Here is a 23138-nt window from a genome sequence, read left to right as displayed (position 1 = left end):
CACCATGACCGCACCCATTCCCGGGTCCGAAGTATTCGCCAGCCGCCCCGTCGACCCCGAGGAGTTGCGCCGCTCGCTGCCGCCCACGCTGCCGGTCCACACCGTCACCCAGGAACAGATCGACGGTGTCGACCCGCTCACCTACGAGGTCATCCGGCACCGCCTGTGGTCGGTGACCGACGAGATGGGCGAGGCGCTCAAGCGGATGTCGGGCTCGCCGATCGTCACCGACGCCAACGATTTCGACTTCGCCATCAGCGACGAGCTGGGCCAGGAGGTTCAGGTCGGCCTCTACAACACCATGCTGGTCGGCGCTGTCGACCTGGCCATCTATTGGACGTTGCGCAACCGCAGCACCAACCCCGGTATCGCCGAGGGCGACATGTTCCTGTGCAACGACCCGTGGGTGGGCGGCGGTCTGCACCAGAGTGACGTCATCGTCTATCAACCGGTCTTCCACGAGGGCGAACTGTTCGCGTGGACGAGCGCCATCTGCCACGAACCCGACCTCGGTGGTTCGGGTCTGGGCTCGTTCGACCCGGCGGCCAAGGACGTGTTCTCCGAATCGCTGCCGACCCCGCCGATCAAGGTGGTGCGTGACTACGAACTCCAGCGCGACGTGGCCGACGTGTGGGTCCGCCGTTCGCGGGTGCCGATGCTGGTCGGCTTGGACCTGCGCGCCAAGATCGGCGCGAACACGGTGGGGCGCAACCGGTTGCTCGCGGTGATCGAGCAGTACGGCGCCGATACCGTCAAGGCGGTCATGAAGCGCATGATGGCCGACGCGGAGAACCGGTTGCGCGCCAAGCTCTCCGATCTGCCCGACGGCACCTGGCGCGCCACCGGCTACCAGGATCAGGCGCAGATCGGCGATCGCGGCGTGCACAAGATCACGGTCGCTATGACCAAGACCCGCGACCACCTCAGCTTCGACTTCACCGGAACAGATCCACAGACCGGCGTCATCAACTGCACCTACGCGGGCATGCGCGGCGGCGTGATGCTGGCGCTGCTGCCGATCCTGGCCGGTGACATCCCGTGGTCGGCCGGCGGCCTGATGCGCTGCTTCGACCTGATCTCCGAAGAAGGCACCATCAACAACGCCACCTTCCCGGCGGCGGTGAGCCGCGGGCCGATCGGCCCGGCGTGGCTCACCGGCAACCTGATCGCCGAATGCCTGGCCCAGATGCTCGACCAGCACATCGAATTCGGCAAGAACGTGCAGGCCTCCTGCTGCGGCACCTGGGACACCGCGGTGGTGGCCGGTCTGGACGAGCGGGCCGAACAGCCGGTGCCGTTCCTCAACATCATGATGGAGCCGATGGCGGGCGGCTACGGCGCGCGCCCCGTCGCCGACGGCATGGACACCGGTGGGCTGTTCTGCATCCCGATGGGCCGCATCCCCGACACCGAGATGACCGAGTTCCTCTACCCGCTGCTGACGCTGTGGCGGCGCGAAGAACCCGACTCCGGCGGGCCGGGGCGGCACCGCGGCGGTGTCAGCGCCTCGCTGGCGGTGACACCGTACGGCACCAGCCTGCCGATGGGCCTGGTGTTCGCCTCGGCGGGTAAGGCGGTCGCGCAGAACGGCGGCCTGGCGGGTGGGTTGCCGGGCAACACCGGCCTGGAGATCCTCGCCAGGGACTCCGGTGTGCTGCGGATGCTGGCCGAGGGGCGCATTCCCGGCTCTCTCGACGAACTCGACGGCACCGCGGAACTCGGCGCCTGCTACGCCGAGAGTTACCTCGCCCCCGGCGAAGTCCTCTACATGCACTGGCAGGGCGGCGGCGGGTACGGCGACCCGCTGCGCCGCGACCCCGAAGCGGTGGCGGTCGACGTCCGCAACGGCAAGGTGAGCCCACAGGGCGCCGAACTCGGCTACGGCGTCGTCGTCGCCGACGGGACACTCGACGTCGCGAAGACCGCGGACCTGCGTGCCGCGCTGCGTGCCCGGCGGCGGGAACGCTCGGTGGTCCCCGATGCTCCGGGCACCACCCTGGATCTCGCCCGTGCCCGGCGCCTCGACGACAACCTGGTCGAGGTGCGGGACGGCGACGATCGCTTCATCGGCTGCGCGCACTGCGGGCGGCTGCTGGGCGACAGCGGCTCCGGGCGACTGGCGCTGGCCTGTTACGAGGGCCCGTCGAATGAGGCAGGTCCGCAGGTCACCTCCGACCCGGCCGCATACGTCGACACCCCGGTGGTGTTCCGGCAGCAGTGCTGCCCGGGTTGCTGGACCGCGCTGTACTCCGGCATCGTGCCCGCCGACCACCCCGACCACCTCTCCGAGCTGGCGCGGTTGCTCCCGGCGGTGGGCCGATGAGGACGACCGTGCTGGGTGGGCGGGAGCGCTGGGGACAGCGGCTGGTCGACTACCCGCCCGAGCGCGCCGAACGCTACCGGCGGTCGGGCGCCTGGACGGACACGCCGCTGGCCCAGCGGCTGCACGAGATCGCCGCCCGCTTCCCCGAGCGCCCCGCCGTGGTGACCGCCGCCGCGTCGGTGACCTATGCCGAACTCGACTGCGCCACCGACCGCATCGCGGTCGGACTCGACGCACTCGGCCTGCGCCCGGGCGACCCGGTGCTGTTCCAGGCGACCAACCGGCTCGAGACCGTGTATGCCTGGTACGGCTGCCTCAAGGCCGGTCTGGTCCCGGTGGCGACCCTGGCCGCGCACCGCGCGCACGAGATCGGCCACATCAGCCGCAAGGTCGGCGCCGTCGCGCACCTGGTCGAGACGGGCCTGTCCTTCGACCTGGTCGCCTTCGCCCGCGACCAGGCGCAGGGGCATCCGACCCTGCGCCACATCCTCACCGTCGGCGATCCCGCCGGAGCGGTGGCGATCGAATCGCTGGGCGCGGGCATCCCACCGGAGCAGGCCCGCGCCCACGTCGAGCGAGTACAAGCCGGTATCGACCCGCTCGACGTGGTCGCCTTCCAACTCTCCGGTGGCACCACCGGAGTGCCGAAGGTCATCCCGCGCAGGCACGTCGAGTACTGGAACAACGCGCTGTACTACGCGCGGCGGCTCGGCTGGACCGAGCACACCCGGGTCGCGCACCTCATCCCGCTGATCCACAACGCGGGCATCACCTGCGCCCTGCACGGCGCGCACTCGGTCGGCGCCTGCCTGGTGCTGGCGACCCCCGACACCGCGACCGCGTTCCCGCTGCTGGCCCGCGCACGCGCCACCGACGTGCTGATCGGGCACGGCCACTACCAGGCGGTGCTCTCCCCGGGCTTCGATGCCGCGCGCGTGCACCTGCGGCGGGTGGTGCTGTCGGGTGCCAAACTCACCGACGAGTTGTTCGCCCGCGCCGACGACGGCGCGGGACATTGGGCGGGTCAGCTGTTCGGCATGTCCGAGGGCCTGTTCACGGTGACGCCGCCGGATGCGCCCGCCCTCGCCCGTGCCACCACGGTCGGCACGCCGATCGCCCCGGACGACGAGGTCCGCATCCTCGAACCCGGCGCCGACACCGAATTGCCCGACGGCACAGTGGGAGAACTGTGCTGCCGCGGCCCGTACACCATCCCCGGTTATTTCGACGCGCCCGAACACAATCGGTCGGCGTTCACCCCCGACGGGTTCTATCGCACCGGCGATCTGGCGCGGATCGTCGTCATCGACGGCGTGCGCTACGTGTCCATCGAGGGCCGCATCAAGGATCTCATCAACCGCGGCGGCGAGAAGATCAACGCCGAGGAGGTGGAACTGCTGCTGGTGCGCCACCCCAACGTGGCGAACGCGGCCGTGGTGGCCATGCCCGATCCGCGGCTGGGGGAGAAGACCTGCGCGTATCTCGTCGCGGCGACCGGCGTCGCGTCGAGCCTCGATGACATCCGCGCCCACCTCGAGGCGTTGGGCGTGGCCAAGTTCAAGTGGCCCGAGCGTTTGGAATGGGTCCAGGAATTACCGCAGACCAGCGTCGGCAAGGTCGACAAGAAGCGGCTGCGCACCGACATCGGCGAGAAGCTCGCGTCGGAATCGGCGCGACCGGGGAATCAGGAGCACTCATGAAACTGCGCACCGTGGCCGTGCTCGGGGGCGGGCCCGGCGGCCTCTACGCCGCCCGGCTGCTCAAACTCAGCCACCCCGACGCGGAGGTGACCGTCTACGAACAGGGCTCGCCCGACACCACCTTCGGTTTCGGCGTCGGCCTCGCCTCACGCACCCAGCGCAACCTGCGCGCCGCCGATTCCGCCTCGCTCGAGGAGATCGTCGACCGCGCGCACCCGCACGACATGTCGATGCGCCTCGGCGACGCCGTGGCCCGGCTGTCCCACGGCGAACTGCTGGCCATCGCGCGCACCACCCTGCTGGCCGTACTCCAGCGGCACGCGGAGGCCGCCGGCGTACGGCTGCGGTTCGGCGAGCGGCGCGAGATCACCGAACTCGACGCGGATCTGGTGATCGCCGCCGACGGCGTCAACAGCGCCGCCCGCACCCGGCTGGCCGATGCGCTCGCGCCGCGCATCACCACCGGCACCGGGCTGTACCTGTGGTGCGGCACCGATTTCGCCCTGCCCAGCGCCGTGTTCACCCCGGTCACCACCGAGCACGGCACGTTCGTCGCGCACGCCTATCCATACGCGGCCGACCGCAGCACCTTCCTCATCGAGACCGACGAAGACACCTGGGTGCGCGCGGGATTCGACCGCACGACCGCCGACACTCCGCCCTCGGAGACCGATCAGCAGTCGCTGGCCTACCTGGAGAAGGCGTTCGCGCAGACCCTCGCCGGCCACCGGCTGATCGGCAACCGCACCCGCTGGCTGCGCTTCCGCACCGTCACCTGCCGGCGTTGGCACACCGGCAACGTGGTGCTGCTCGGCGATGCCGCACACACCGCGCACTATTCCATCGGTTCGGGCACCAAGCTCGCGATGGAGGACGCCATCGCCCTCGACCGCGCCATCCGAGCGGCCCCCACGTTGGGCGAGGCGCTCGCCGAGTACGAACGGGTGCGCCGCGCCGACGTGGAGCACCTACAGTCCATCGCCCGCCGCAGCGAACTGTGGTGGGAGTCGTTCCCGCGCCGGCTCGGGCTCCCGGTCGACCAGCTGATGGTCAGCTACATGACCCGTGCCGGGAAGGTGAGCCTGGACCGGTTCGCCGCCTCGGCGCCGGAGGTGTCGCGTCGCGGACTGGCCGACTACGCGGGCGTGACACCGGCGGCGGTGCCCGCGGCCGGATTGGACGACTGGGTCTGCGCGCAGCCGCTGCGGCACGGCGGCCGGACCTACCCTTCCAGGCTCGCCCCCGCGGACCTCCGTGCGCACGAGACCACCGCGGTGCTCGAGGTCGATCTCGCGTCGGCATGGGAGCAGGCGGCCGATGCGTTGCTGGCGACGGTGCCCGAGGCGGGCGTCGTCTGGTTGACCGGCGCTCCCCACCGTGCCGACGTGCTGACGCGGCTCGAGCTGGCCGAACGGGTCAGGTGGCAGTCCGGGGCGACGGTCGTGGTCGATGTGCCCGAGGCGCACAAGGCCGACGCGGCGGCCGGGCTCGCCGGTGGGCGCACGCATCTGGTGCATCTGAGTTCTGGCGTCCCGGCGGCGGCGACACCGGTGCGGGTCCACAGTGCGTCGGCGTGACGAACCGGCAGCGCATACGCTGTCGGGGATGACCACGAACGCACGCGCCGGATCGCAGAGCACCTCGCGCCGTGAGCTCGTCGAGCGCGAGATCATGGAGCAGGCCACTCGGCTGTTCGCCGAGAAGGGGTTCGCCGGGACCACCCTGCAGGACATCGCCGTGGCGACCGGCCTGACCCGGCCCGCGCTGTACCACTACGTCGCCAACAAGGACGAGTTGCTGGCGCGGCTGGTCACCGAGATCGCCGAGCAACCGGCGCAACTGCTGCACACCATCAACGAGCGCGACGACCTCGACCCCGCACAGCGGCTGCGCGAGATGGCGCTGTCCATCGCGCGCCACCAGATGCAGGCGCCCGAACGGTTCCGTCTGCTCATTCGTTCCGAGGCCGAATTGCCCGAGTCACTGGCCAACACCTACCGCAGCAGCAGGCGGCGAGTGCTCAAGGAGTTCGTCGGCGTCATCGACGACGGAATCCGGGCGGGGCAGTTCTTCCCCGTCGACTCCCGCACCGCCGCGCTCGGCATCATCGGCATGCTCAACTGGATCGCCTGGTGGCATCATCCGGGTGACCAGAACGGGCGGGCGGCCGCCACCCAGCTGGCCGAGATGGCGGTGCGTACGGTCATCGACCCCGAAGCCGACGCCATGGGCGAGGCCGGGCCCCGCCGGATCCTGGAACGGCTGCGGCAGAACCTGGATTCGCTCGAACAGACGCTGGGCGCGATCTGAGGCGCCGCGCTACCTCCGCCTGATCCGCTCGACGTAGGCGCTGCGGATCGCCGTGTCCACCCGGGTGATCGCCGCGTCGTCGCCGGCGAGCCTGCGCAGGACCCGCATCACGCGTTCCGGGACGAGTGTGGCGGCGTCGGCGGCGGGGCCGAGGTAGCCGGGGACGGCGACCTCGGCCGCCCGGCTGGCGACGGTGCCGACGATGGCGGCGGCGACGTCTTCGGGGTCGACGGCGGGCAGTACGCCGTAGTCGATGCCCGCCGAGAGTTCGGTGCGTACCGCGCTGGGCAGGACGGCGGTGATGCTGACGCCGGTGTCGGCGTGTTCCAGGCGGGTGGCGGCGGTGAGCCCGACGGCGGCGTACTTGCTCGCGTTGTACATCGCCAGGCCCGCGAGCGGGAATTTCCCGGCCAGCGAGCACACGTTGACGATGTGGCCGCGGCCGCGCTCGACCATGCCGGGCAGCGCCAGGCGCATCCCGTGCACGAGCCCGAAGACGTTGACCTCCATGGTGAGCCGGTCGAGGTCCTCGTCCTGGTCCAGGAACGGGCCGTTGGGCATCACGCCCGCGTTGTTGACCAGGATGTCGAGCGGGCGGCCGTGACGGCTCTCGGCGTGGGCGAGGAAGGCCGCGAACGACCACTTGTCGGTGACGTCGAGGGGGTGCGCGCCGGCGAGCGGGCCGAGACCGGCGGCGGTGGCGGCGGCCGCGTCGGCGTCCAGGTCGCCGAGCGCGACGTGCGCGCCCGCCTCGACGAACGCGCGGGCGGTCGCGGCCCCGATACCCCGGCCCGCGCCGGTGACCGCGACCAGCGCGCCGCGCACGTCGATGGCCGGGTAGCGGCTCATGCGGGCACCTCGATGTCGTCGGCGACGGTGACGGTGAAGTCCGCGGGATCGAACCGGCTCACCGTGCGCACCAGCCTGCCGGTGGACCACGGCCAGCTGAAACTGTTGCGGCCGTTGGCGTCGATGTAGTAGCTGCGGCAGGAGTCGGCGTTGTAGGCGGTGCCGCCGAGTGCGGCCTGCACCCGGTCGACGTAGTCCGCCTGCGCCCGCGGCCGCACCTCGAAACTGGACCAGCCTTCCCGCCGGGCGGTGGTCACCGCCCGCACCAGGAAGGCGACCTGTGCTTCGGCGATGGTGAACGCCGAGGAGTGCCCGGTGCCGAGGCTGGGACCGAGCATGATGCACAGGTTCGGGAAGCCCGACACCACCGTTCCCCGATAGGCCTCGGGGGAGCCGCCCCAGTGCTGGGCGAGGCTGCGGCCGTCGACGCCGTGCACCAGATCGGCCAGCGGCATGTCGAGGATGTGGAAGCCGGTGCCGAGGATGACGGCGTCCACCTCGGCCGCGCTGCCGTCGGCGCCGACGACGGTCGAGCCGTCGATCCGGTCCACCGCGGTGGCATGCACCGCCACGTTCGGGCGGGTGAGGGACTGGAGGTAGTTGTTGGAGAACAGGATTCGTTTGCAGCCGAGCAGATAGCCGGGGGTGAGCTTGCGGCGCAGCTCCGGATCGGGCACCGCCAGGCGCAGATAGGCGCGTCCGATCGCCTGCAAGCCGTGCATGAGCGGCTTGGGCCGGTGGAAGGCCGTACCGACCACGCCGTCCATCACGGCGTACTCCAGGCCGCGCAGGGCCGTGTGGGCGAACGGCACCCGGCGCATCAGCTGCTTCTCGAGTTCGGGCACCGGATGGTCCAGCTTGGGCAGTACCCAGTGCGCGGTCCGCTGGAACAGGTGCAGCGCGGCCACCCGCGGCTGGATCTGCGGCACGAACTGCACGGCCGAGGCGCCGCTGCCGATCACCGCCACCCGCTTGCCGCGCAGGTCGTAGTCGTGGTTCCAGCGCGCGGAATGGAAGACCTCGCCGGGGAATTCGTCCAGGCCGGGCACGCCGGGGATCTTGGGCTCGTTCCACGGACCGGCCGCCGCCACCAGGAAGGTGGCGCTGAATTCGCCCGCGTTCGTCCGCACCCGCCACCGTCGATCCGTCGCGTCCCATCGCGCGTCGAGCATCTCCACGCCGAAGCGGGTGATCGCGTCCAGGCCGTGCTCGCGCGCGACCCGCCCGACGTAGTCGAGGATTTCCGGTTGGGTGCCGAACAGCCGCGACCATTCGGCATTCGGCGCGAACGAGTACGAATACAGGCCGGAGGGCACGTCGCAGGCGCACCCGGGATAGGTGTTGGCCCGCCAGGTGCCGCCGTAGGTCTCGGCCTTCTCCAGGACGAGCACGTCGGACACACCGGCGCGACGTAACTCGACCGCCGCGCAGACGCCGGACACGCCCGCGCCGACGACGATCACCTCGTGATGTCGGCTCATGCGGCTGCTCCCGCTCGGTCGGCGGCCAGGATCGCGTCGGCGACCAGGCCGGGGGTGGTGCGCCGCGCGGCCGCCAGGGTGGCGGGCCTGCGGGTGACGTCCATGAAGTTCGGGCCCATCGCGGCCAGATCCGCGGCGGTGGGTTCGACCCGGACCACCCGGATGCCCGCCGCCCGCAATCGGGCGATCTCAGCATCCAGGCCGCGGGTCATCGGTGCGCGCAACAGTCGCTCCAGGCGGTCGACACCGCGGGCGGGCGCGCCGTTCGCGCTGGTCATGGGGGCGATCACGACGACTTCGTCCAGGTCGCGGGAGGCCAGCAGATCCGCCGACACCGACGACAGCGCGCCGCCGTCGAGGTAGTCGCGCCCGCCGATCCGCACCGGCGGGAACCAGCCGGGAATCGCCCACGACGCCGCGATCGCCGCCCCCAGCTCGGCCCGCGGCGCGTCCGGGCTGCCGAAGGCGGTGCGGGCGCCGGTGGCGGTGTCGACCGCGACGAGCCAGGTGTCCGGGTGCGTCACCCAGCCGTCCGGTCCGGCCAGCGCGGCGCCGTACTCGCGCAGCCAGCCGGCGTCGCCGCGCCCGCGGGGCAGCAGGCCGGCCAGCGCGCCGTACGGTGACCCGGCGCGGCGTGCGCCGCGGATCAGCCCGAGGCCAGGCAGCGCCGGTGCGGGCAGGGGCGGCAGCGCACCGGGATGGAACGCGTAGTGGCGCAGCAACATCGGGTCGGCGTCGGGTGTGCCGTCCAGTGCCGCCAGCAGGTCCCGTGGCGTGCGGCCCGCGCCGAGCGCGGCCACCAGTTCGGCGCCGGCGGAGGTGCCGAGCAGCACCTCGGCGGTGCGGGCGTCCCAGTCCAGGGCCTGCTCGACGGCGCGCAGCGCGACCACCGTCCAGGCGAAGCCGAGGGTGCCACCGCAGCCGATGGCCAGAGCTCGTCGTGTCGTCACAATTTCGGATACTAGCGGTATCCGGATTCCTTGGGTAGCCCATTGCTAGGATCGGCGCATGACCAGGCTGACCCGCAAGGAGGCGCACGCGCGCACCCGTGAGCGCCTGGTCGAGACCGCCGAGGAGATGTTCCTGGCCAACGGCTACACGGTGACCTCGCTGGACAAGGTGGCCGCGCGGGCGGGCTTCTCCAAGGGCGCGGTCTACTCGAACTTCGCCACCAAACACGAGCTGGGTCTCGCGGTGCTCGAGCGGATCCGGCTGGCGCGCGTGCTCAGCCTGGCCGCCGCCGTGCTCGGCGCCGACACCCTCGACGCCCGCATCGCCGCTTTCGGGCGGTGGGCCGAGGAGAACATCGGTGACGTGGGCTGGCTCACCGTCGAGGTCGAATTCGCCATCGGCACACGGCATCTCGACGACCTGCGGGAGGAACTCGCGGTGCGGCGGCGGGAGATCACCGACACCCTGGCCGAACTCATCGATCAGCAGGCCCGGGAATTCGGCGTCACCCTGGCCGTTCCGGCTCACGACGCCGCCGTGCGACTGCTCTCGCTGGGTATCGGCCTCGGCGTGCAGCGCGCGTTCGACCCGGAGGTTCCGGTGACGCCGATCGTGGACGCCCTGCGGGAGCTGCTCACCGGCGCGGCGACTCGCCCGGCCGGACGGTCCGTCGCCCCCGATGCTGCGAAGCCTTGAGAATTACTGTCTCACTGTAGTTTTCATCGATTCGACCGAATAACTCCGAGGGCCGGTCGGTGTCCACGTAACGGCCCTGTGAGATAGGCCAGCCGCCCGCGGTCTTCTTCGGAGTTCGTCCAAGACCCCTGGTGGACCCGCCCGCTGGACCGTTAACCTGAGGACGGTCGTTCGACCACCGAAGTTCGAGGTCAGCTCGGGTGACGCCGCCGTCATCCGATCCGGATCGATCGCACATTCGCGCACCACACCCCACCCGCTCGTCCCGCGCTGTCGCCGATCCGTTGTCTCGTGATCATCGCTAGGGGAATCCTGCCATGGACAATGCCGCGCTGCCGTCAGCACCTGGTCCCACTCCACATTCCACCCGCACCCGCGGTGTCGCCGTCGTTCCCTACTCGGAAAACGTTGCGCGACAACAGGATATCGACATCGCGCGGCCCCGTCCGGAGGGATCCGCCGACCATCCGGCACCCACGCGCGCGAACGAGGGTTCGCTGCTGCGGCCGTGCTCGCCGATCGCCGAGCAGATCGGCCAGGTGGATCGCCGGATGCGCGAGATCCTGCTCACCGGAGGCGAATTCGACGACATCTATCGCCACATCCTCACCGCGCCGGGTAAACGGGTACGGGCCGGTCTGGCCCTGGCCTGCGCCCAGCTGATCCCGTCGCCGGACGCGGCGCCGGTGCACGACGCCCTCGACATCGCCTGCGTCTGGGAGATGTTCCATGAATCGTCCCTGGTGCACGACGACATCTGTGACGGGTCGCCGCTGCGTCGCGACGCGCCGTCGGTGCCCGCCGCGTTCGGTGTCCGGCGGGCGGCCCGCGCGGGATTCCACCTCGCCGGTAAAGCACTTCAGGTGCTGGCACGGGTGATCGCCGACAACCCGGCGGCCTTCGGGACCGTCGGCACGGCCGCCGGAGTGACCTACCTGGACCGATTGTCGGACCTGTCGCTCGGCCAGCTCGTCGAGACCATCCCGCCCACCGTCGACCACCGCGCCCTGCGCGGCCACTACGCCCGCGTCGCCGCCGCGAAGACCGGCACGTTGTTCCGACTGGCCTGCGCCTACGGTGGCACGGCGGGCGCCCTCGAGCACGACCGGCTGCGCGATCTGATGGACTACGCCGAGCGGCTCGCCTTCGCCTTCCAGGTGATGGACGACGTGCGCGACGTCGACGGCGGGCCCGGGCTGGGGAAGGACGCCTGCGGCGACCTCGACCGCCGGGTGCCCACCTGGCCGGTCATCGAATGGCTGGCCGAGCAACGGGCGGCGGTCGATCTCTGGCTGGACCCGGCCACCCCCACCGGCGTCCTGCAATCCGCGCTGGCGGACAGCGGCGCGATCGCGAGGGCGCGGGCCCACGCCGTCGCCACCGCCGAGGCGGCGCGGCGGGCGCTGGCGGCGTTCCCGCTCTCCCCGGCCAAGGAGCACCTGGACCGGCTCGCGGTGCGGGTGGTGACCCGGTGACCGCCGGACGGCTCGGCCCCCTGGTCCACGGACTCCGCCGGCTGCGGCGCGCGCCCGATCTGGCGGCGCTGCGCGCGGCGGCCACACCGGCGGAACTGGCCGCGCGAGCGCTGATTCCGGCCGGCCGGAATCTCGGCCTGGCCGTCGGGTTGCTGCCCGCGGGCCAGCGCGCCGAAGCGACCGCCGCGCTGCTGGCCTGCCGGGTGCTCGACGCCTACGAGGACCTGATGGACCGTCCGCACGCGGGCGCGGCCGTGCTCGCGGCGGCGGGCTATCTCGGCGGCCGCACCGACACCGCCCCACCGCCGTTGCGCGCCGTCGCCGACCGTGACAGCGAGGCGGTCGACCTCGTGCTCGCCGAGCGCGCACCCGACATCCGGCTCCTCGTCGGCGCGTTGCCCGCGCCGGGCCGGGCGCGCGTCGCCGCCCTGCTCGACGACGTCGCCGCCGTGATGGCCCGCAACCTGGCCACCCCGCTGCCGCGAACCGCCTACGGCGCGGGCGTGCTCGGCCGCGTCATCCACCACGCGTGCGAGCTGGTGGCCGGAGCGGCCTATGCCGACGATGAGCTGCGCGAGCTGGCCGAGTGCGTCGGCATCACCGCGCAGTTGGCCAACGACCTGCGCGACGGCGAGCTGGCGCTCTACGGCGCGGCCGATCGCGCCGACCTGACCCGCACGGTGCTGCTGCGGGTGTTGTCGCCCGCGCTGGGCAGTCTCGCGTTGCTGGGCACGCTCGGCCCGCGGACCCCCGGCCTGAGCGCCCGGGCCGGTATGGCCTATCTGGCGATCACCACCACGGCCTTCCTGTGCTCGGCCGCGGGCGCGGCACCGCCCTACCCGCGCCGGCTCCGGCTGCCCGCCGCCGTGCTCGCCGCCGCCGCGCCCGGCTACTGGGACCGCATGCAGAACCGGATGCTGGGCAGCGTCGACCGCGCGATCCACCTGGTGCTCGACGCGGCTCCCGAACTCACCGAGCCCGCCGGCGACGCCCCGCCGATGCTCGCCGCGCTGGACCATCGTCCGACGGCCCACACGCTCGGACCGCTGGTGGTCGGCACCGCCTTCGCCCTGGTCGAGGCGCTGCCGCCCGACCGCCTCACCGGCGGAGTGCCCGCCGCGCAGGCGCGCCGGATGATGATCGCCGACCACCTGGCCTTCGGCGCGCTCGAGCGGATCGCCCCCGGTGACGTCGAGGCGATGCGCCAGCTGGCCGTTCGATTCCAACTCGCCGCCCAGCACACCGGAGGAGGCAGCACATAAGCACCCACCCGCCCGCTCGGCTCGCCACCACCCCATCCAAGGAGGTCCTCCCATGAGCACCGTCACCCCGCGCCCCAGCCCGCGCTCCTCGTCTCCGTCCGCCCCGATCCCGTTCAGCCGCCGCGTGTTCAAACTCGAGCATCCGGCCAATCTCGGCCCGCTGCTGCATGTCGTGGCCTGGGTCGGGTTGCTGGCCTTCGGGTTGTTCGCTCCCATCGCCACGACCTGGTATGTGGCCGTGCCGCTGATCGTCACGCTCACCCTGCTGAATTTCTCGCTCACCATCGGCGTACTGCACATGCACACGCACCGGCCGCTGTTCGTGTCCAAGCGGCTCAACCGGGTGGTCGACCTGTTCTGCTGCATGCCCGCACTGCTCACCGCCGCCGAGATGCGAGAGGTGCACATCCTCAACCACCACCGCTACAACGACGGCCCCGGTGACGTCACCTCCACCGAGGGGCGCGAGCGCGGGCTCGGCGCGATCTGGTACTGGATCCGGTACGGCACCATCGTCAAACGGCACACCATCCGGACGATCTTCGCCGCCGACGCGACGGCCAAACAACGAATCCGCCGTCACCAGTTCGTGTTCGACCTCACCATCGTCCTGGCGCTGGTGGCGCTCACCTGGTATGCGGCAGGCGGCGCGCGCTTCGCGCTCTTCTACTGGATTCCGTTCGCCGTCACCCAGGTCAACTCCGGCTACTTCGCCTGGCTGACGCACGCGCCGGCACGCGGCTTCGAGGACGACCCGAGCAAATCGCTCAACACCGCGGGCAACTGGCTCAACTTCTTCATCTTCAACCAGGGCTACCACAGCGTGCACCACCGCTACCCCGGCATCCACTGGAGCCAGATCCCGGACAAGCTCGATTTCATGCGGCAGGTGGAACCCGGCGTCATCGTGCCCTACTGGATGACCTTGAATTCGGCGTGGCGGCTGGTGGTTCCGGACGGTTTCCTCGACGTGCCCTACGGGCAGCGGTGGAAGGCCAAGCTGGACAAGCGCATGGAGGAGGGCCGCGTCCGTTCCCGGCTGCTGCCCTGGTTCGCATGGATCTGACTCTCGCACAACAGGTTCGGGGCGCGCTCGCCGACCGCCGACGGCTCGTCCCGCTCCTGCTCGCCTTCGCCGGATACGCCTTCGCCGGCGTCACCGTGCCCCTGCTGCTGTTGTTCGCCGGTGGCTGGTGGCTGCCCAAGACGGTCGACAGCGGCGCGCACCTGCCGGCCGCGTGGGCCGTCCCGATCGACCTGGGGCTGCTCGCCCTGTTCGGGCTACAGCATTCCGCGATGGCCCGGCCCGCGGTCAAGGCGGTGGTCATCCGCTGGGTGCCCGAGCCGCTCGAGCGCACGGTCTATGTGGTCGCGGCCAGTGCGGTGGTGTGGGTGGTCTGCCTGGGCTGGCAGCCGCTGCCGCAGCCGATCTGGTCGGCCCACGGCGCGGTCGGCGCGGCGCTCGACGCCGGGTTCTGGCTCGGTTTCGTGCTGGTCTACGTCGCGACCCTGTTGTTGGATCACTTCCACCTGCTGGGCCTCGGTCAGGCCTACCGGCACTACGTCCGGCAGGTCCCGGACGCCACCGCCGACCGGTTGCAGGTACACGGGCCCTACCGGCTGGTGCGTCATCCGCTGATGACCGGGCTGCTGCTCAGTTTCTGGTGCGCGAGCACCCTCACCCTCGGGCACCTGTTGTGGGCGGTGGGGCTGACCGGCTACATCGTGCTGGGCACGATCTTGGAGGAGCGAGACCTGTCGGCGCGCTTCGGTGCCGCCTACCGGGACTACGCGACCGCGGTGCCGGCGTTCTTCCCCTCGCCGCTCGGCCCGGCCGCGCGCGCACGACTGCGCCGGGCCCGCCCGCTCGGGGCGGGGCTCGCCGGCGGTGCGGGGCGCGTCGGGGGAGAGGAATCGACATGACCGGTCCGCGCGAACCCGGGGCCGGTGCCCCCGGCGAGGTGGGCGCCGGACGCGCCCACGCCAAGGCGATCCTGCTCGGCGAGCACACCGTGGTGCACGGGACGCCCGCCCTCGCGGTACCGATACCGGCATTACCGGTGCGCGCCAGTGCCTTTCGCGCGCAGCACCGCCCTCCCGGTCCCGGGCAACCGGACGCGCACCTGTCGCGCCTGACCGTCGGCGCCGGAACGCCTGCGGTGTGCGGTCCGCAGGTGGCGGTGGGTGCGGCACTGCACCGGTGGGATCTGGACCACGAGACCGTCGACATCGTCCTGCACCGGACGATTCCACCGGCCCGCGGCCTCGGCTCCAGCGCCGCCGACGCCGCCGCCGCGGTCCGGGCGGTCGCCGACCTCTACGGCCGGTCCCTCGACGCCGACACCCTGTACGAACTGGTGCAGTGCGGCGAACAGGTCGCCCACGGCCGGGCCAGCGGCGTGGACGCGCGCGCGATCCTGGCGACCGGGCCGATCCGGTTCCAGGCCGGGGCCGCCGAGCCGCTGGCCGTCGCACTCGACGCGGCGCTGGTGCTCGCCGACAGCGGCGTGCCCGGCGCCACCCAGCAGGCGGTGGCCGTCGCCGGGAAAACCTTGAACGGCGACACCATCGGTGCTCGACGCATCCTCGGCCGGGCCACCGAACTCGCCGCCACGGCGATGGCGGCCCTGAGCGAAGGACGAGGTACCGCGCTGGGCCGCACGCTGCTGGCGTTCCACGAGCTGCTCGGCGCCCTCGGCGTCGGTCACCCGCGCACCGACGCCCTCGTCGCCGCCGCACTCGGGGCAGGCGCGCACGGCGCCAAGCTCACCGGCGCCGGACTCGGCGGCTGCGTGCTCGCCCTCACCGAACCCGGCCGCGCCGCCGCCACGGTCGGTGCGGCGCTTCGCCGGGCCGGAGCCGTGCGGACCTGGACGGTCCCGATCCGAAGGACGTGGTCATGACTCTCTCACCCCACCTGAACGCCGACCTCGCCGCGGCCCGCGCCGACGAGGCGGTCGCCGTGGCCCATCCGAACATCGCGCTGATCAAGTACTGGGGCAAGCGCGACGAGACCGCCGTCCTGCCGGTGACCGCCAGTCTGTCGCTGACCGTGAACATCTTCCCGACCACCACGGCGGTCGCGCTCATCGACGGACCCGCCGACATCGTGACCCTCGACGGGAAACCGGCCTCCGGTCCGGCTCTGGCCCGGGTCGTGGGGTTCCTCGATCTGGTGCGTGCCCGCGCGGGCCGCGCCGACCGCGTCATGGTGATCTCGGTCAACAGCGGACCGACCGGCGCCGGATTGGCCTCCTCCGCCAGCGGATTCGCGGCACTGGCGGCGGCCGCGGCGACCGTGTTCGGGCTCGACCGCGACGCCCGCTCGCTCTCGCGGCTCGCCCGCCGCGGGTCCGGCTCGGCCTGCCGGTCGATCTTCGGCGGCTTCGCGGTGTGGCACGCGGGCGAGGGGCTCGGCGAAGCCGGGGATCTCGGTTCCTACGCGGAGCCGGTCGAGGACGGCGGGCTCGACCCGGCGTTGGTGGTCGCCGTCGTGGACGCGGCCGCCAAGGCCGTGTCCAGCCGGGAGGCGATGCGACGCACGCGCGCGACCTCACCGCTGTACGGGGCCTGGGCGGCCTCCTCGGCGACCGACCTGACCCGGATGCGCGCCGCGCTGGCGCGCGGCGATCTGGCCGAGGTCGGCGAGATCGCCGAGCGCAACGCGCTGGGCATGCACGCCACCATGCTGGCCGCCCGGCCCGCGATCCGCTATCTCTCCCCGCATTCGCTCGCGGTCCTGGACCGGGTGCTCGCGCTGCGCGCCGAGGGGGTGCCCGCCTACGCAACCATGGACGCCGGACCGAACGTGAAGATCCTGTGCGCGCGCGCCGACGCGGCGCGAGTGGCCTCGGCGGTGCGGGCGGTCGGTGATTTCGTGACCACCCGGATCGGCTACGCCGGCCCCGGTGTCGCGGTGACCGTCGGGGGTGGGCGGTGATCAGCGAACGGGCACCCGGCAAGTTGTTCGTCGCGGGCGAGTACGCCGTCGTCGATCCGGGCCGCCACGCGATCCTGACCGCGGTGGACCGGTACGCCACCGCCACGGTGCGCGCGAGCCACACCGACGCGGCCGTCACGTTGTGCACCGACCTCGGGCAGGGGGTGCAGCTGGCCTGCCGCCGTGCCGGCACGGGACTGGTTCCGGCGAACGGGCGGGCGCGCCCGCCCGCGGAGCTGGCGTACGTCTTCGCCGCCGCGGCGGTCGTCGAACGGCTGCTGATCGAACGCGGACATCCGGTGCTGCCCTGCCGGGTCGCCGTCACCGCCGATCTCGCCGACCGGTCCGGCCGCAAGTTCGGGCTCGGGGCCAGCGCGGCGGTGACCGCGGCGACCGTCGCGGCGCTCGGGCGCTTCCACCGGCTGGGCCTGAGCCGGATGGACCGGTACCGGCTGGCGATGCTGGCCACCCTGTCGGTCGATCCGGCCGCGTCCGGTGGCGACGTGGCGGCGAGCACCTGGGGCGGTTGGCTCGTCTACGGCTCGCCGGATCGGCGGTGGGTGTCGGAGACGCTCGCCACCCGGAGCGTGACCGAGCTGCTGAGCAGGCCGTGGCCGGGGCTGTCGGTGCACCGGCTGCCGCCGCCCGCGCGATCGGCGCTGCGGGTGGGCTGGACCGGCACACCCGTTGCCACGCCGGGACTGGTTCGGTCGGTGCGCCGGGGCCGCGACCGCCGCGCCGGGGACTACCGCGCCTTCGTGGCCGCCACCGAGGAGTGCGTGCGCGCCCTGGCCCGGGCGCTCGAGGCGGACGAGCCGGGCGCCGTGCACGCCGGAATCCTGCGTGCCCGTGAGCTTCTCGTCCACCTGGACAGCGTCGCCCGCGCGGGCATCATGACGCCCCGGCTGCGCGCGCTGTGCGCCGCGGGGGACGCGGTCGGCGCCGCCGCCAAACCGTCGGGCGCCGGTGGCGGCGACTGCGGCATCGCCTTCCTCGACCCCGCCGACACCGCGGCGCTGGCCGAACTCGCCGACCGGTGGCGAGCCGCGGGCATCGAGCCGCTGACGGTGCGCCCCCACCCACGGCAGGAGGCGGACACATGAGCAGCAACCGCAAGGACGACCACGTCCGTCACGCCGTCGACCAGCACCGCGACCGGACCCCGGTCAACGACTTCGACGCGATCGGGTTCCAGCACCACGCCCTGGCGGGCATCGACGCCGCCGACGTCGACCTCGGCGTCGACATCGCCGGAAAGCGATGGGAAACACCGTTGTTCATCAACGCGATGACCGGCGGCAGCGCGGCGGCCACGGACATCAACCGCGGGCTGGCGATCGCCGCCCGCGAGACGGGCCTGCCGGTCGCCTCCGGCTCACTGAGTGCCTACTTCCGCGACCCTGGCCTGGCGGGCAGCTTCCGCGTGCTGCGGGAGGAGAACCCGCACGGTGTCGTCATCGCCAACGTCAACGCGACGGCGACGCTGGATCAGGCGCGCCGGGCCGTCGACCTGCTCGCGGCCGACGCCCTGCAGATCCACCTCAACGCGGTGCAGGAGATCGTGATGCCGGAGGGGGACCGGTCCTTCCGGTCCTGGCCGCGCCGCATCGAGCACCTCGCGGCGGGCGTGCCGGTGCCGGTGATCGTCAAGGAGGTCGGGTTCGGGCTCAGCCGCCCGACCGTCGCCTGGTTGCGCGATGCCGGGGTCGCCGTCGCCGACGTCGGTGGGCGGGGCGGCACGAACTTCGCCCGCATCGAGAACGACCGGCGCCCGGCGGCGGACTTCTCCTTCCTCGACACCTGGGGCCAGTCCACGCCCGCCTGCCTGCTCGACAGCGCGGAGGTCACCGGCATCGCGCTCGTCGCCTCCGGCGGCATCCGCTCGCCCCTCGACGTCGCCAAGGCACTGGCCCTGGGCGCCGACGCGACCGGTGTCGCGGGCCGGTTCCTCGCGACGCTGCTCGACCGCGGCGCCGAGGGACTGATCGAGACCATCCGCGCCTGGCTCGATCAACTGCGCAGCATCGCCACCGTGCTCGGCGCCGCCACCCCCGCCGACCTGCGCCGCTGTGACCTGCTGATCACCGGCGAGGTGGCCGCGTTCTGCCGGCTGCGCGGCATCGACGCCGCCGCCTACGCCCATCGCAGCCACTGGTGGCACCCCTCGGAACGAAGGAGTCTCCTGTGAACGACCTGTCGTATGCGGCGGTCCCACTGCGCTGGGTGGGGCCGGTGCGCATCACCGGCGCCGTCGTCGACGATGCCGTCGAGGTGCCGCTGGCCACCTACGAGTCACCGCTGTGGCCCTCGGTGGGCCGGGGCGCGCGCGTCACCACCCTCACCGAGCGCGGCGTGCAGGCGACGGTGATCGACGACCGGATGACCCGCTCGGTGCTGTTCGAAGCCGACGACGCCTACACCGCGCTCGTGGCCGTGCGCGGCCTGACCGGCCGGTTCGCCGAACTCCAGCGGGTGACCGAGGCCAGCAGCCGTTACGCGCGGTTGCTCGACCTGCACCATCAGATCGCCGGGAACCTGCTGTTCCTGCGGTTCGCGTTCAGCACCGGTGACGCCGCGGGCCACAACATGGCCACGCTGGCGGCCGACCGGTTGATGGACCACATCGTGGCGACCGTGCCCGGCCTGCGCCACGTCTCGGTGTCGGGCAACTATTGCACCGACAAGAAGGCCACCGCGGTCAACGGCATCCTCGGCCGGGGCAAGAACGTGGTGACCGAGATCCTGATCCCCGCCGAGGTGGTCGGACAACGGCTGCACACCACCGCCCGGCAGGTGGTGGAACTGAACATCCGCAAGAACCTGATCGGCACCCTGCTGGCGGGCGGAATCCGTTCGGCGAACGCCCATTACGCGAACATGCTGCTCGCCTTCTACCTGGCCACCGGTCAGGACGCGGCCAACATCGTGGAGGGCTCACAGGGCGTCACCCACGCCGAGGACCGCGACGGGAATCTCTACTTCTCCTGCACGCTGCCCAATCTCGTCGTCGGGACCGTGGGCAACGGCAAGCACCACGGTTTCGTCGAGGAGGTCCTGACCCGGCTCGGCTGCCGGGACGAACGCTCCGACGGCGAGAACGCCCGGCGCCTGGCCGTGATCGCCGCGGCGGCCGTGCTGTGCGGGGAATTGTCGTTGCTGGCCGCGCAGACCAACCGCGGCGAACTGATGCGCTCCCACACCCGATTCGAACGGTCGACCACGAGCACTGGAGTACAGCCATGACCACCACCGCGGTCGGAATCCACGACCTCAGCTTCGCCACCACCCATTACGCCCTGGATCACGTCCTGCTCGCCGACCGCCTCGGCGTCGACGTCGACAAGTTCCGCCTGGGCATCGGCCAGGAGACGATGAGCGTCGCCGCCGCCGACGAGGACGTCGTCACCCTCGCCGCGGCCGCGGCCGCGCCGGTGCTCGAGCGGCACGGCGCCGAGGACATCCGGACCGTGCTGTTGGCCACCGAAAGCGGGGTGGACCAGTCGAAATCGGCCGGCCTGTACCTGCATCCGCTGATCGGGCTGCCCAATTCCGCGCGGGTGGTGGAACTCAAACAGGCCTGCTACGGCGGCACCGCCGGGCTTCAGTTCGCCGCCGGCCTGATCGCGCGCGACCCGGCGCAACGGGTGCTCGTCATCGCCGCCGACGTCGCGAAGTACGACCTGGACAGCCCCGGCGAGCCGACCCAGGGCGCCGCCGCGGTCGCGATGCTGGTCACCGCGGATCCGGGCATCGTGGCGTTCGAAATGCCCTCGGGGCTCTATAGTGCCGACATCATGGACTTCTGGCGGCCCAACTACCGCAGTGCCGCGCTGGTGGACGGCAAGACCTCGGTCAACGCCTATCAGAAGGCCGCGCAGGAGGCGTGGAGCGACTACCGGCGCCGGGGCGGGCGCGACCTCGGCGAGTTCGCGGCCTTCTGCTACCACCAGCCGTTCACCAGGATGGCCTACAAAGCCCACCGACACCTGCTCGAAAGCCAGGGCCACCGCGCGGACCCCGACGCGATCGAGTCCGCCGTCGCGCACACCACCCACTACAACCGCACCGTCGGCAACAGCTACACCGCCTCCCTCTACCTCGGGCTGATGTCGCTGCTCGACCACGCCGACGACCTGTCCGGCCGTCCGCTGGCCTTCGTGAGCTACGGGTCCGGGAGCGTCGCCGAGTTCTTCGGCGGCGTCGTCGTCCCCGGCTATCGGCGGCATCTGCGCACCGAGGCGACCCGCGCGGCGATCGCCACCCGCGAGCCGCTCGGGTACGACGAGTACCGGGCGCTGCACGAAGCGGGCACGCCGACCGACGGCCGGTATCACGCCCTCCCCGCCCAGACCCGTCGCCACTTCCGGCTGGCGGCGATCTCCGGGCACAAGCGGATCTACGAGGCCCGCGAACCGCTGCCGGTCACCGTGGACCAGGCAGGCGCGGACTAGCCCAGGTCGGCCAACTGCGGCACGGCCGGCGCCATGCCCTCGATCCAGGCCGCGGGGGAGCCGGTCGTCGGCGTGACGATCACCTGGTCGATGCCCAGTTTCGCGTAGTCGGCCATCGCCCGGACGAATTCGTCGCGGGTCTCCGGGGCGGGGCGGGGATTGTTCGCCAGGATGGTCTTGCGGATCCGGTCGTAGTCGCGGCCCTCGGCCTCGCAGTGCCTGCGCAGCACGTCCAGCTTGTGTTCGACGTCCTGCGGCGAGGTGCCGAACAGATTGCAGGCGTCGCCGTAACGCGCCACCAGCCGCAACGTCTTCTGCTCGCCGCCGCCGCCGATCAGCACCCGCGGCCGGTGCAGGGGTTGTGGTGCGCACAGTGTCTCCGCCAGGCGGTAGTGCTTGCCCTCGAACGGGCCGTTGTTCTGCGGGTCCCACATCTGCGCGCAGATCCGCAGCGTCTCCTCCAGGCGCTCGAAACGCTCGGCCAGCGGCGGGTAGTCGACGCCGAGCCCGCGGTGTTCGCGCTCGTACCAGGCCGCCCCGAGCCCGAGCACCGCGCGTCCGCCGGAGAGCACGTCGAGGGTGGTGACGATCTTGGCCAGCAGGCCGGGATGGCGATAGGTCACCCCGGTGACCAGCAGGCCCAGCTCCACCGTGGCGGTGTGGGCGGCGAGAAAGCCCAGCGCGGTGTAGCCCTCCAACATGTTGGCCTCCGCGGGCAGGCCGGTCGGCTCGATCTGGAAGTAGTGGTCCATGAACGACAGCCAGGTGGCTCCCGCGGCCTCGGCCGCCGCGCCCGCCCGTGCCAGTTCGCCCGCGATGGCGGAGGTCCCGCCGTCGATGTCGAAGATCGGAAGATGGAAGCCGAGCTCCATGAGGTCTCCTCGTTGCCGGTCAGCGTGTGCCTTCACGCTAAGACCTGGAGCGCACTCCAAGACAAGTCCGAGCGGCCGATGTTCGGCCGCTCGGGCGCGCCGGGAGCGGAGTGCCCCGGATTCGCGCGGGATGGGCGTTACGCTGACCGGAGATTTGCCGATCAATTGCTTGGCTGCCGGGCGACCGGCCGCCTGAAGGGGAGGGTTCCGATGAAGAAGCTGGTCGTCGCCGTGGCGCTGGCGGGCGTGTTGGCCGCGGGATGTTCGGACGATTCGTCGCCGACCCCGACGACCGGCACCAGCCGCACCACGGTCACCGCGACATCGGTGTCCACACCGCCGCCGACCGCCCCGACCTCGGCGGCGCCGCACGACGAGCACGGCGCGTCGCAGCCGAATCCCGCGCCCGGGCCGAATCCGGGATCGAATCCGGCGCCGCCCGCGCCGTCCGTGCCGATGATGCCCAACCCCAACGGGGACGGCAGTCAGGTGCCGTGTGAGGGGACGATCTGCACGAATCCGAATCACGGTGCGGGGCCGGATCCGGCGGAGAACGGTGGTGCCGAGATGCCGAACCCGAACGGGGACGGCGGTCAGGTGCCGTGTGAGGGGACGATCTGCACGAATCCGAATCACGGTGCGGGGCCGGATCCGGCGGAGAACGGTGGTGCCGAGATGCCGAACCCGAACGGGGACGGCGGTCAGGTGCCGTGTGAGGGGACGATCTGCACGAATCCGAATCACGGTGCGGGGCTCGAGGGGAACTGACCGGCAACCTCCGGTCTTCCTCGATTCGGCGTTGCCGGGCGGTTGCCGGGGCTAGGCTCG

At 72.0% G+C, this 23138-nt stretch carries 20 protein-coding genes; 16 read left to right on the top strand and 4 right to left on the bottom strand.

Annotated elements, in window-relative coordinates; genetic code table 11:
• Nucleotides 1–4: 4 nt before the first annotated feature.
• The 4 genes from AMO33_RS09270 to AMO33_RS09255 are packed head-to-tail and all read left to right on the top strand — an operon-like array spanning nt 5 to nt 6333.
• Nucleotides 5–2323 (top strand): hydantoinase B/oxoprolinase family protein, encoded by a 2319-nt coding sequence (locus AMO33_RS09270; protein ID WP_060592006.1) that lies wholly within the window; start codon nt 5–7, stop codon nt 2321–2323.
• Complete coding sequence (locus AMO33_RS09265; RefSeq protein WP_060592004.1) at nt 2320–4023, top strand: (2,3-dihydroxybenzoyl)adenylate synthase; 1704 nt, start codon at nt 2320–2322, stop codon at nt 4021–4023. Before AMO33_RS09270 ends, AMO33_RS09265 begins: the two co-directional genes overlap by 4 nt.
• Entirely contained in the window at nt 4020–5600 is a 1581-nt protein-coding gene (locus AMO33_RS09260; protein WP_060592000.1) for an FAD-dependent monooxygenase, read from the top strand. The genes AMO33_RS09265 and AMO33_RS09260 overlap by 4 nt, the downstream gene beginning before the upstream one ends.
• 28 nt (nt 5601–5628) lie before the next feature.
• Nucleotides 5629–6333, top strand: a complete 705-nt coding sequence (locus tag AMO33_RS09255) for a TetR/AcrR family transcriptional regulator (RefSeq protein ID WP_011208730.1) — start codon at nt 5629–5631, stop codon at nt 6331–6333.
• A 9-nt stretch (nt 6334–6342) separates the two neighbouring features.
• Here the strand turns inward: AMO33_RS09255 and AMO33_RS09250 are convergent, their stop codons facing one another.
• Genes AMO33_RS09250 through AMO33_RS09240 form a run of 3 tightly spaced genes read right to left on the bottom strand, consistent with a single transcriptional unit; the run spans nt 6343 to nt 9613 of the window.
• On the bottom strand, nt 6343–7182 hold the full coding sequence (locus tag AMO33_RS09250) for an SDR family oxidoreductase (RefSeq protein WP_060591998.1): 840 nt from the start codon (nt 7180–7182) through the stop codon (nt 6343–6345).
• The gene (locus AMO33_RS09245; protein WP_060591997.1) at nt 7179–8663 is read right to left on the bottom strand and encodes a flavin-containing monooxygenase; all 1485 of its coding nucleotides are present in this window, start codon (nt 8661–8663) and stop codon (nt 7179–7181) included. Before AMO33_RS09245 ends, AMO33_RS09250 begins: the two co-directional genes overlap by 4 nt.
• The gene (locus AMO33_RS09240) at nt 8660–9613 is read right to left on the bottom strand and encodes a patatin-like phospholipase family protein (protein WP_060591995.1); all 954 of its coding nucleotides are present in this window, start codon (nt 9611–9613) and stop codon (nt 8660–8662) included. Before AMO33_RS09240 ends, AMO33_RS09245 begins: the two co-directional genes overlap by 4 nt.
• Nucleotides 9614–9671: 58 nt before the next feature.
• Here AMO33_RS09240 and AMO33_RS09235 point away from each other — a divergent pair, with 58 nt between their 5' ends.
• The 11 genes from AMO33_RS09235 (at nt 9672) to AMO33_RS09185 (ending at nt 21438) form a co-directional block, all read left to right on the top strand.
• Nucleotides 9672–10310, top strand: a complete 639-nt coding sequence (locus AMO33_RS09235) for a TetR/AcrR family transcriptional regulator (RefSeq protein ID WP_060591992.1) — start codon at nt 9672–9674, stop codon at nt 10308–10310.
• Between the two features lie 551 nt (nt 10311–10861).
• A complete protein-coding gene (locus tag AMO33_RS09230) occupies nt 10862–11785 on the top strand; it encodes a polyprenyl synthetase family protein (RefSeq protein ID WP_195006511.1) in 924 nt (307 codons plus the stop codon).
• Nucleotides 11782–13047 carry a hypothetical protein gene (locus tag AMO33_RS09225; protein WP_060591988.1) on the top strand — a complete coding sequence of 422 codons (1266 nt, stop codon included), beginning with the start codon at nt 11782–11784 and terminating at the stop codon, nt 13045–13047. Before AMO33_RS09230 ends, AMO33_RS09225 begins: the two co-directional genes overlap by 4 nt.
• Before the next feature lie 52 nt (nt 13048–13099).
• On the top strand, nt 13100–14113 hold the full coding sequence (locus AMO33_RS09220) for a fatty acid desaturase (protein ID WP_060591986.1): 1014 nt from the start codon (nt 13100–13102) through the stop codon (nt 14111–14113).
• The gene (locus tag AMO33_RS09215; RefSeq protein WP_060591984.1) at nt 14104–14970 is read left to right on the top strand and encodes a methyltransferase family protein; all 867 of its coding nucleotides are present in this window, start codon (nt 14104–14106) and stop codon (nt 14968–14970) included. Before AMO33_RS09220 ends, AMO33_RS09215 begins: the two co-directional genes overlap by 10 nt.
• A complete protein-coding gene (gene mvk, locus AMO33_RS09210; RefSeq protein WP_060591981.1) occupies nt 14967–15950 on the top strand; it encodes a mevalonate kinase in 984 nt (327 codons plus the stop codon). Before AMO33_RS09215 ends, mvk begins: the two co-directional genes overlap by 4 nt.
• Nucleotides 15947–16987 (top strand): diphosphomevalonate decarboxylase, encoded by a 1041-nt coding sequence (mvaD, locus tag AMO33_RS09205; protein ID WP_060591979.1) that lies wholly within the window; start codon nt 15947–15949, stop codon nt 16985–16987. Before mvk ends, mvaD begins: the two co-directional genes overlap by 4 nt.
• Complete coding sequence (locus tag AMO33_RS09200) at nt 16984–18090, top strand: phosphomevalonate kinase (protein ID WP_060591978.1); 1107 nt, start codon at nt 16984–16986, stop codon at nt 18088–18090. Before mvaD ends, AMO33_RS09200 begins: the two co-directional genes overlap by 4 nt.
• Nucleotides 18087–19175: a type 2 isopentenyl-diphosphate Delta-isomerase gene (gene fni, locus AMO33_RS09195; protein ID WP_060591976.1), complete on the top strand. Its 1089-nt coding sequence runs from the start codon at nt 18087–18089 to the stop codon at nt 19173–19175. Before AMO33_RS09200 ends, fni begins: the two co-directional genes overlap by 4 nt.
• Nucleotides 19172–20230: a hydroxymethylglutaryl-CoA reductase gene (locus AMO33_RS09190; protein WP_082668627.1), complete on the top strand. Its 1059-nt coding sequence runs from the start codon at nt 19172–19174 to the stop codon at nt 20228–20230. Before fni ends, AMO33_RS09190 begins: the two co-directional genes overlap by 4 nt.
• Entirely contained in the window at nt 20227–21438 is a 1212-nt protein-coding gene (locus AMO33_RS09185) for a hydroxymethylglutaryl-CoA synthase (RefSeq protein WP_060591974.1), read from the top strand. The genes AMO33_RS09190 and AMO33_RS09185 overlap by 4 nt, the downstream gene beginning before the upstream one ends.
• Here the strand turns inward: AMO33_RS09185 and AMO33_RS09180 are convergent.
• Nucleotides 21435–22310 carry an LLM class F420-dependent oxidoreductase gene (locus AMO33_RS09180; protein WP_060591973.1) on the bottom strand — a complete coding sequence of 292 codons (876 nt, stop codon included), beginning with the start codon at nt 22308–22310 and terminating at the stop codon, nt 21435–21437. The genes AMO33_RS09185 and AMO33_RS09180 overlap by 4 nt on opposite strands.
• Here AMO33_RS09180 and AMO33_RS32535 point away from each other — a divergent pair.
• Nucleotides 22293–23078, top strand: a complete 786-nt coding sequence (locus AMO33_RS32535; RefSeq protein ID WP_228788240.1) for a hypothetical protein — start codon at nt 22293–22295, stop codon at nt 23076–23078. The genes AMO33_RS09180 and AMO33_RS32535 overlap by 18 nt on opposite strands.
• The last annotated feature ends 60 nt before the right edge of the window (nt 23079–23138 follow it).

This window comes from Nocardia farcinica (assembly GCF_001182745.1).
Taxonomy (GTDB): Bacteria; Actinomycetota; Actinomycetes; order Mycobacteriales; family Mycobacteriaceae; genus Nocardia; species Nocardia farcinica.
The sequence above is the reverse complement of the archived record's forward strand: the minus strand, read 5'-3'. Positions and strand labels throughout refer to the sequence as shown.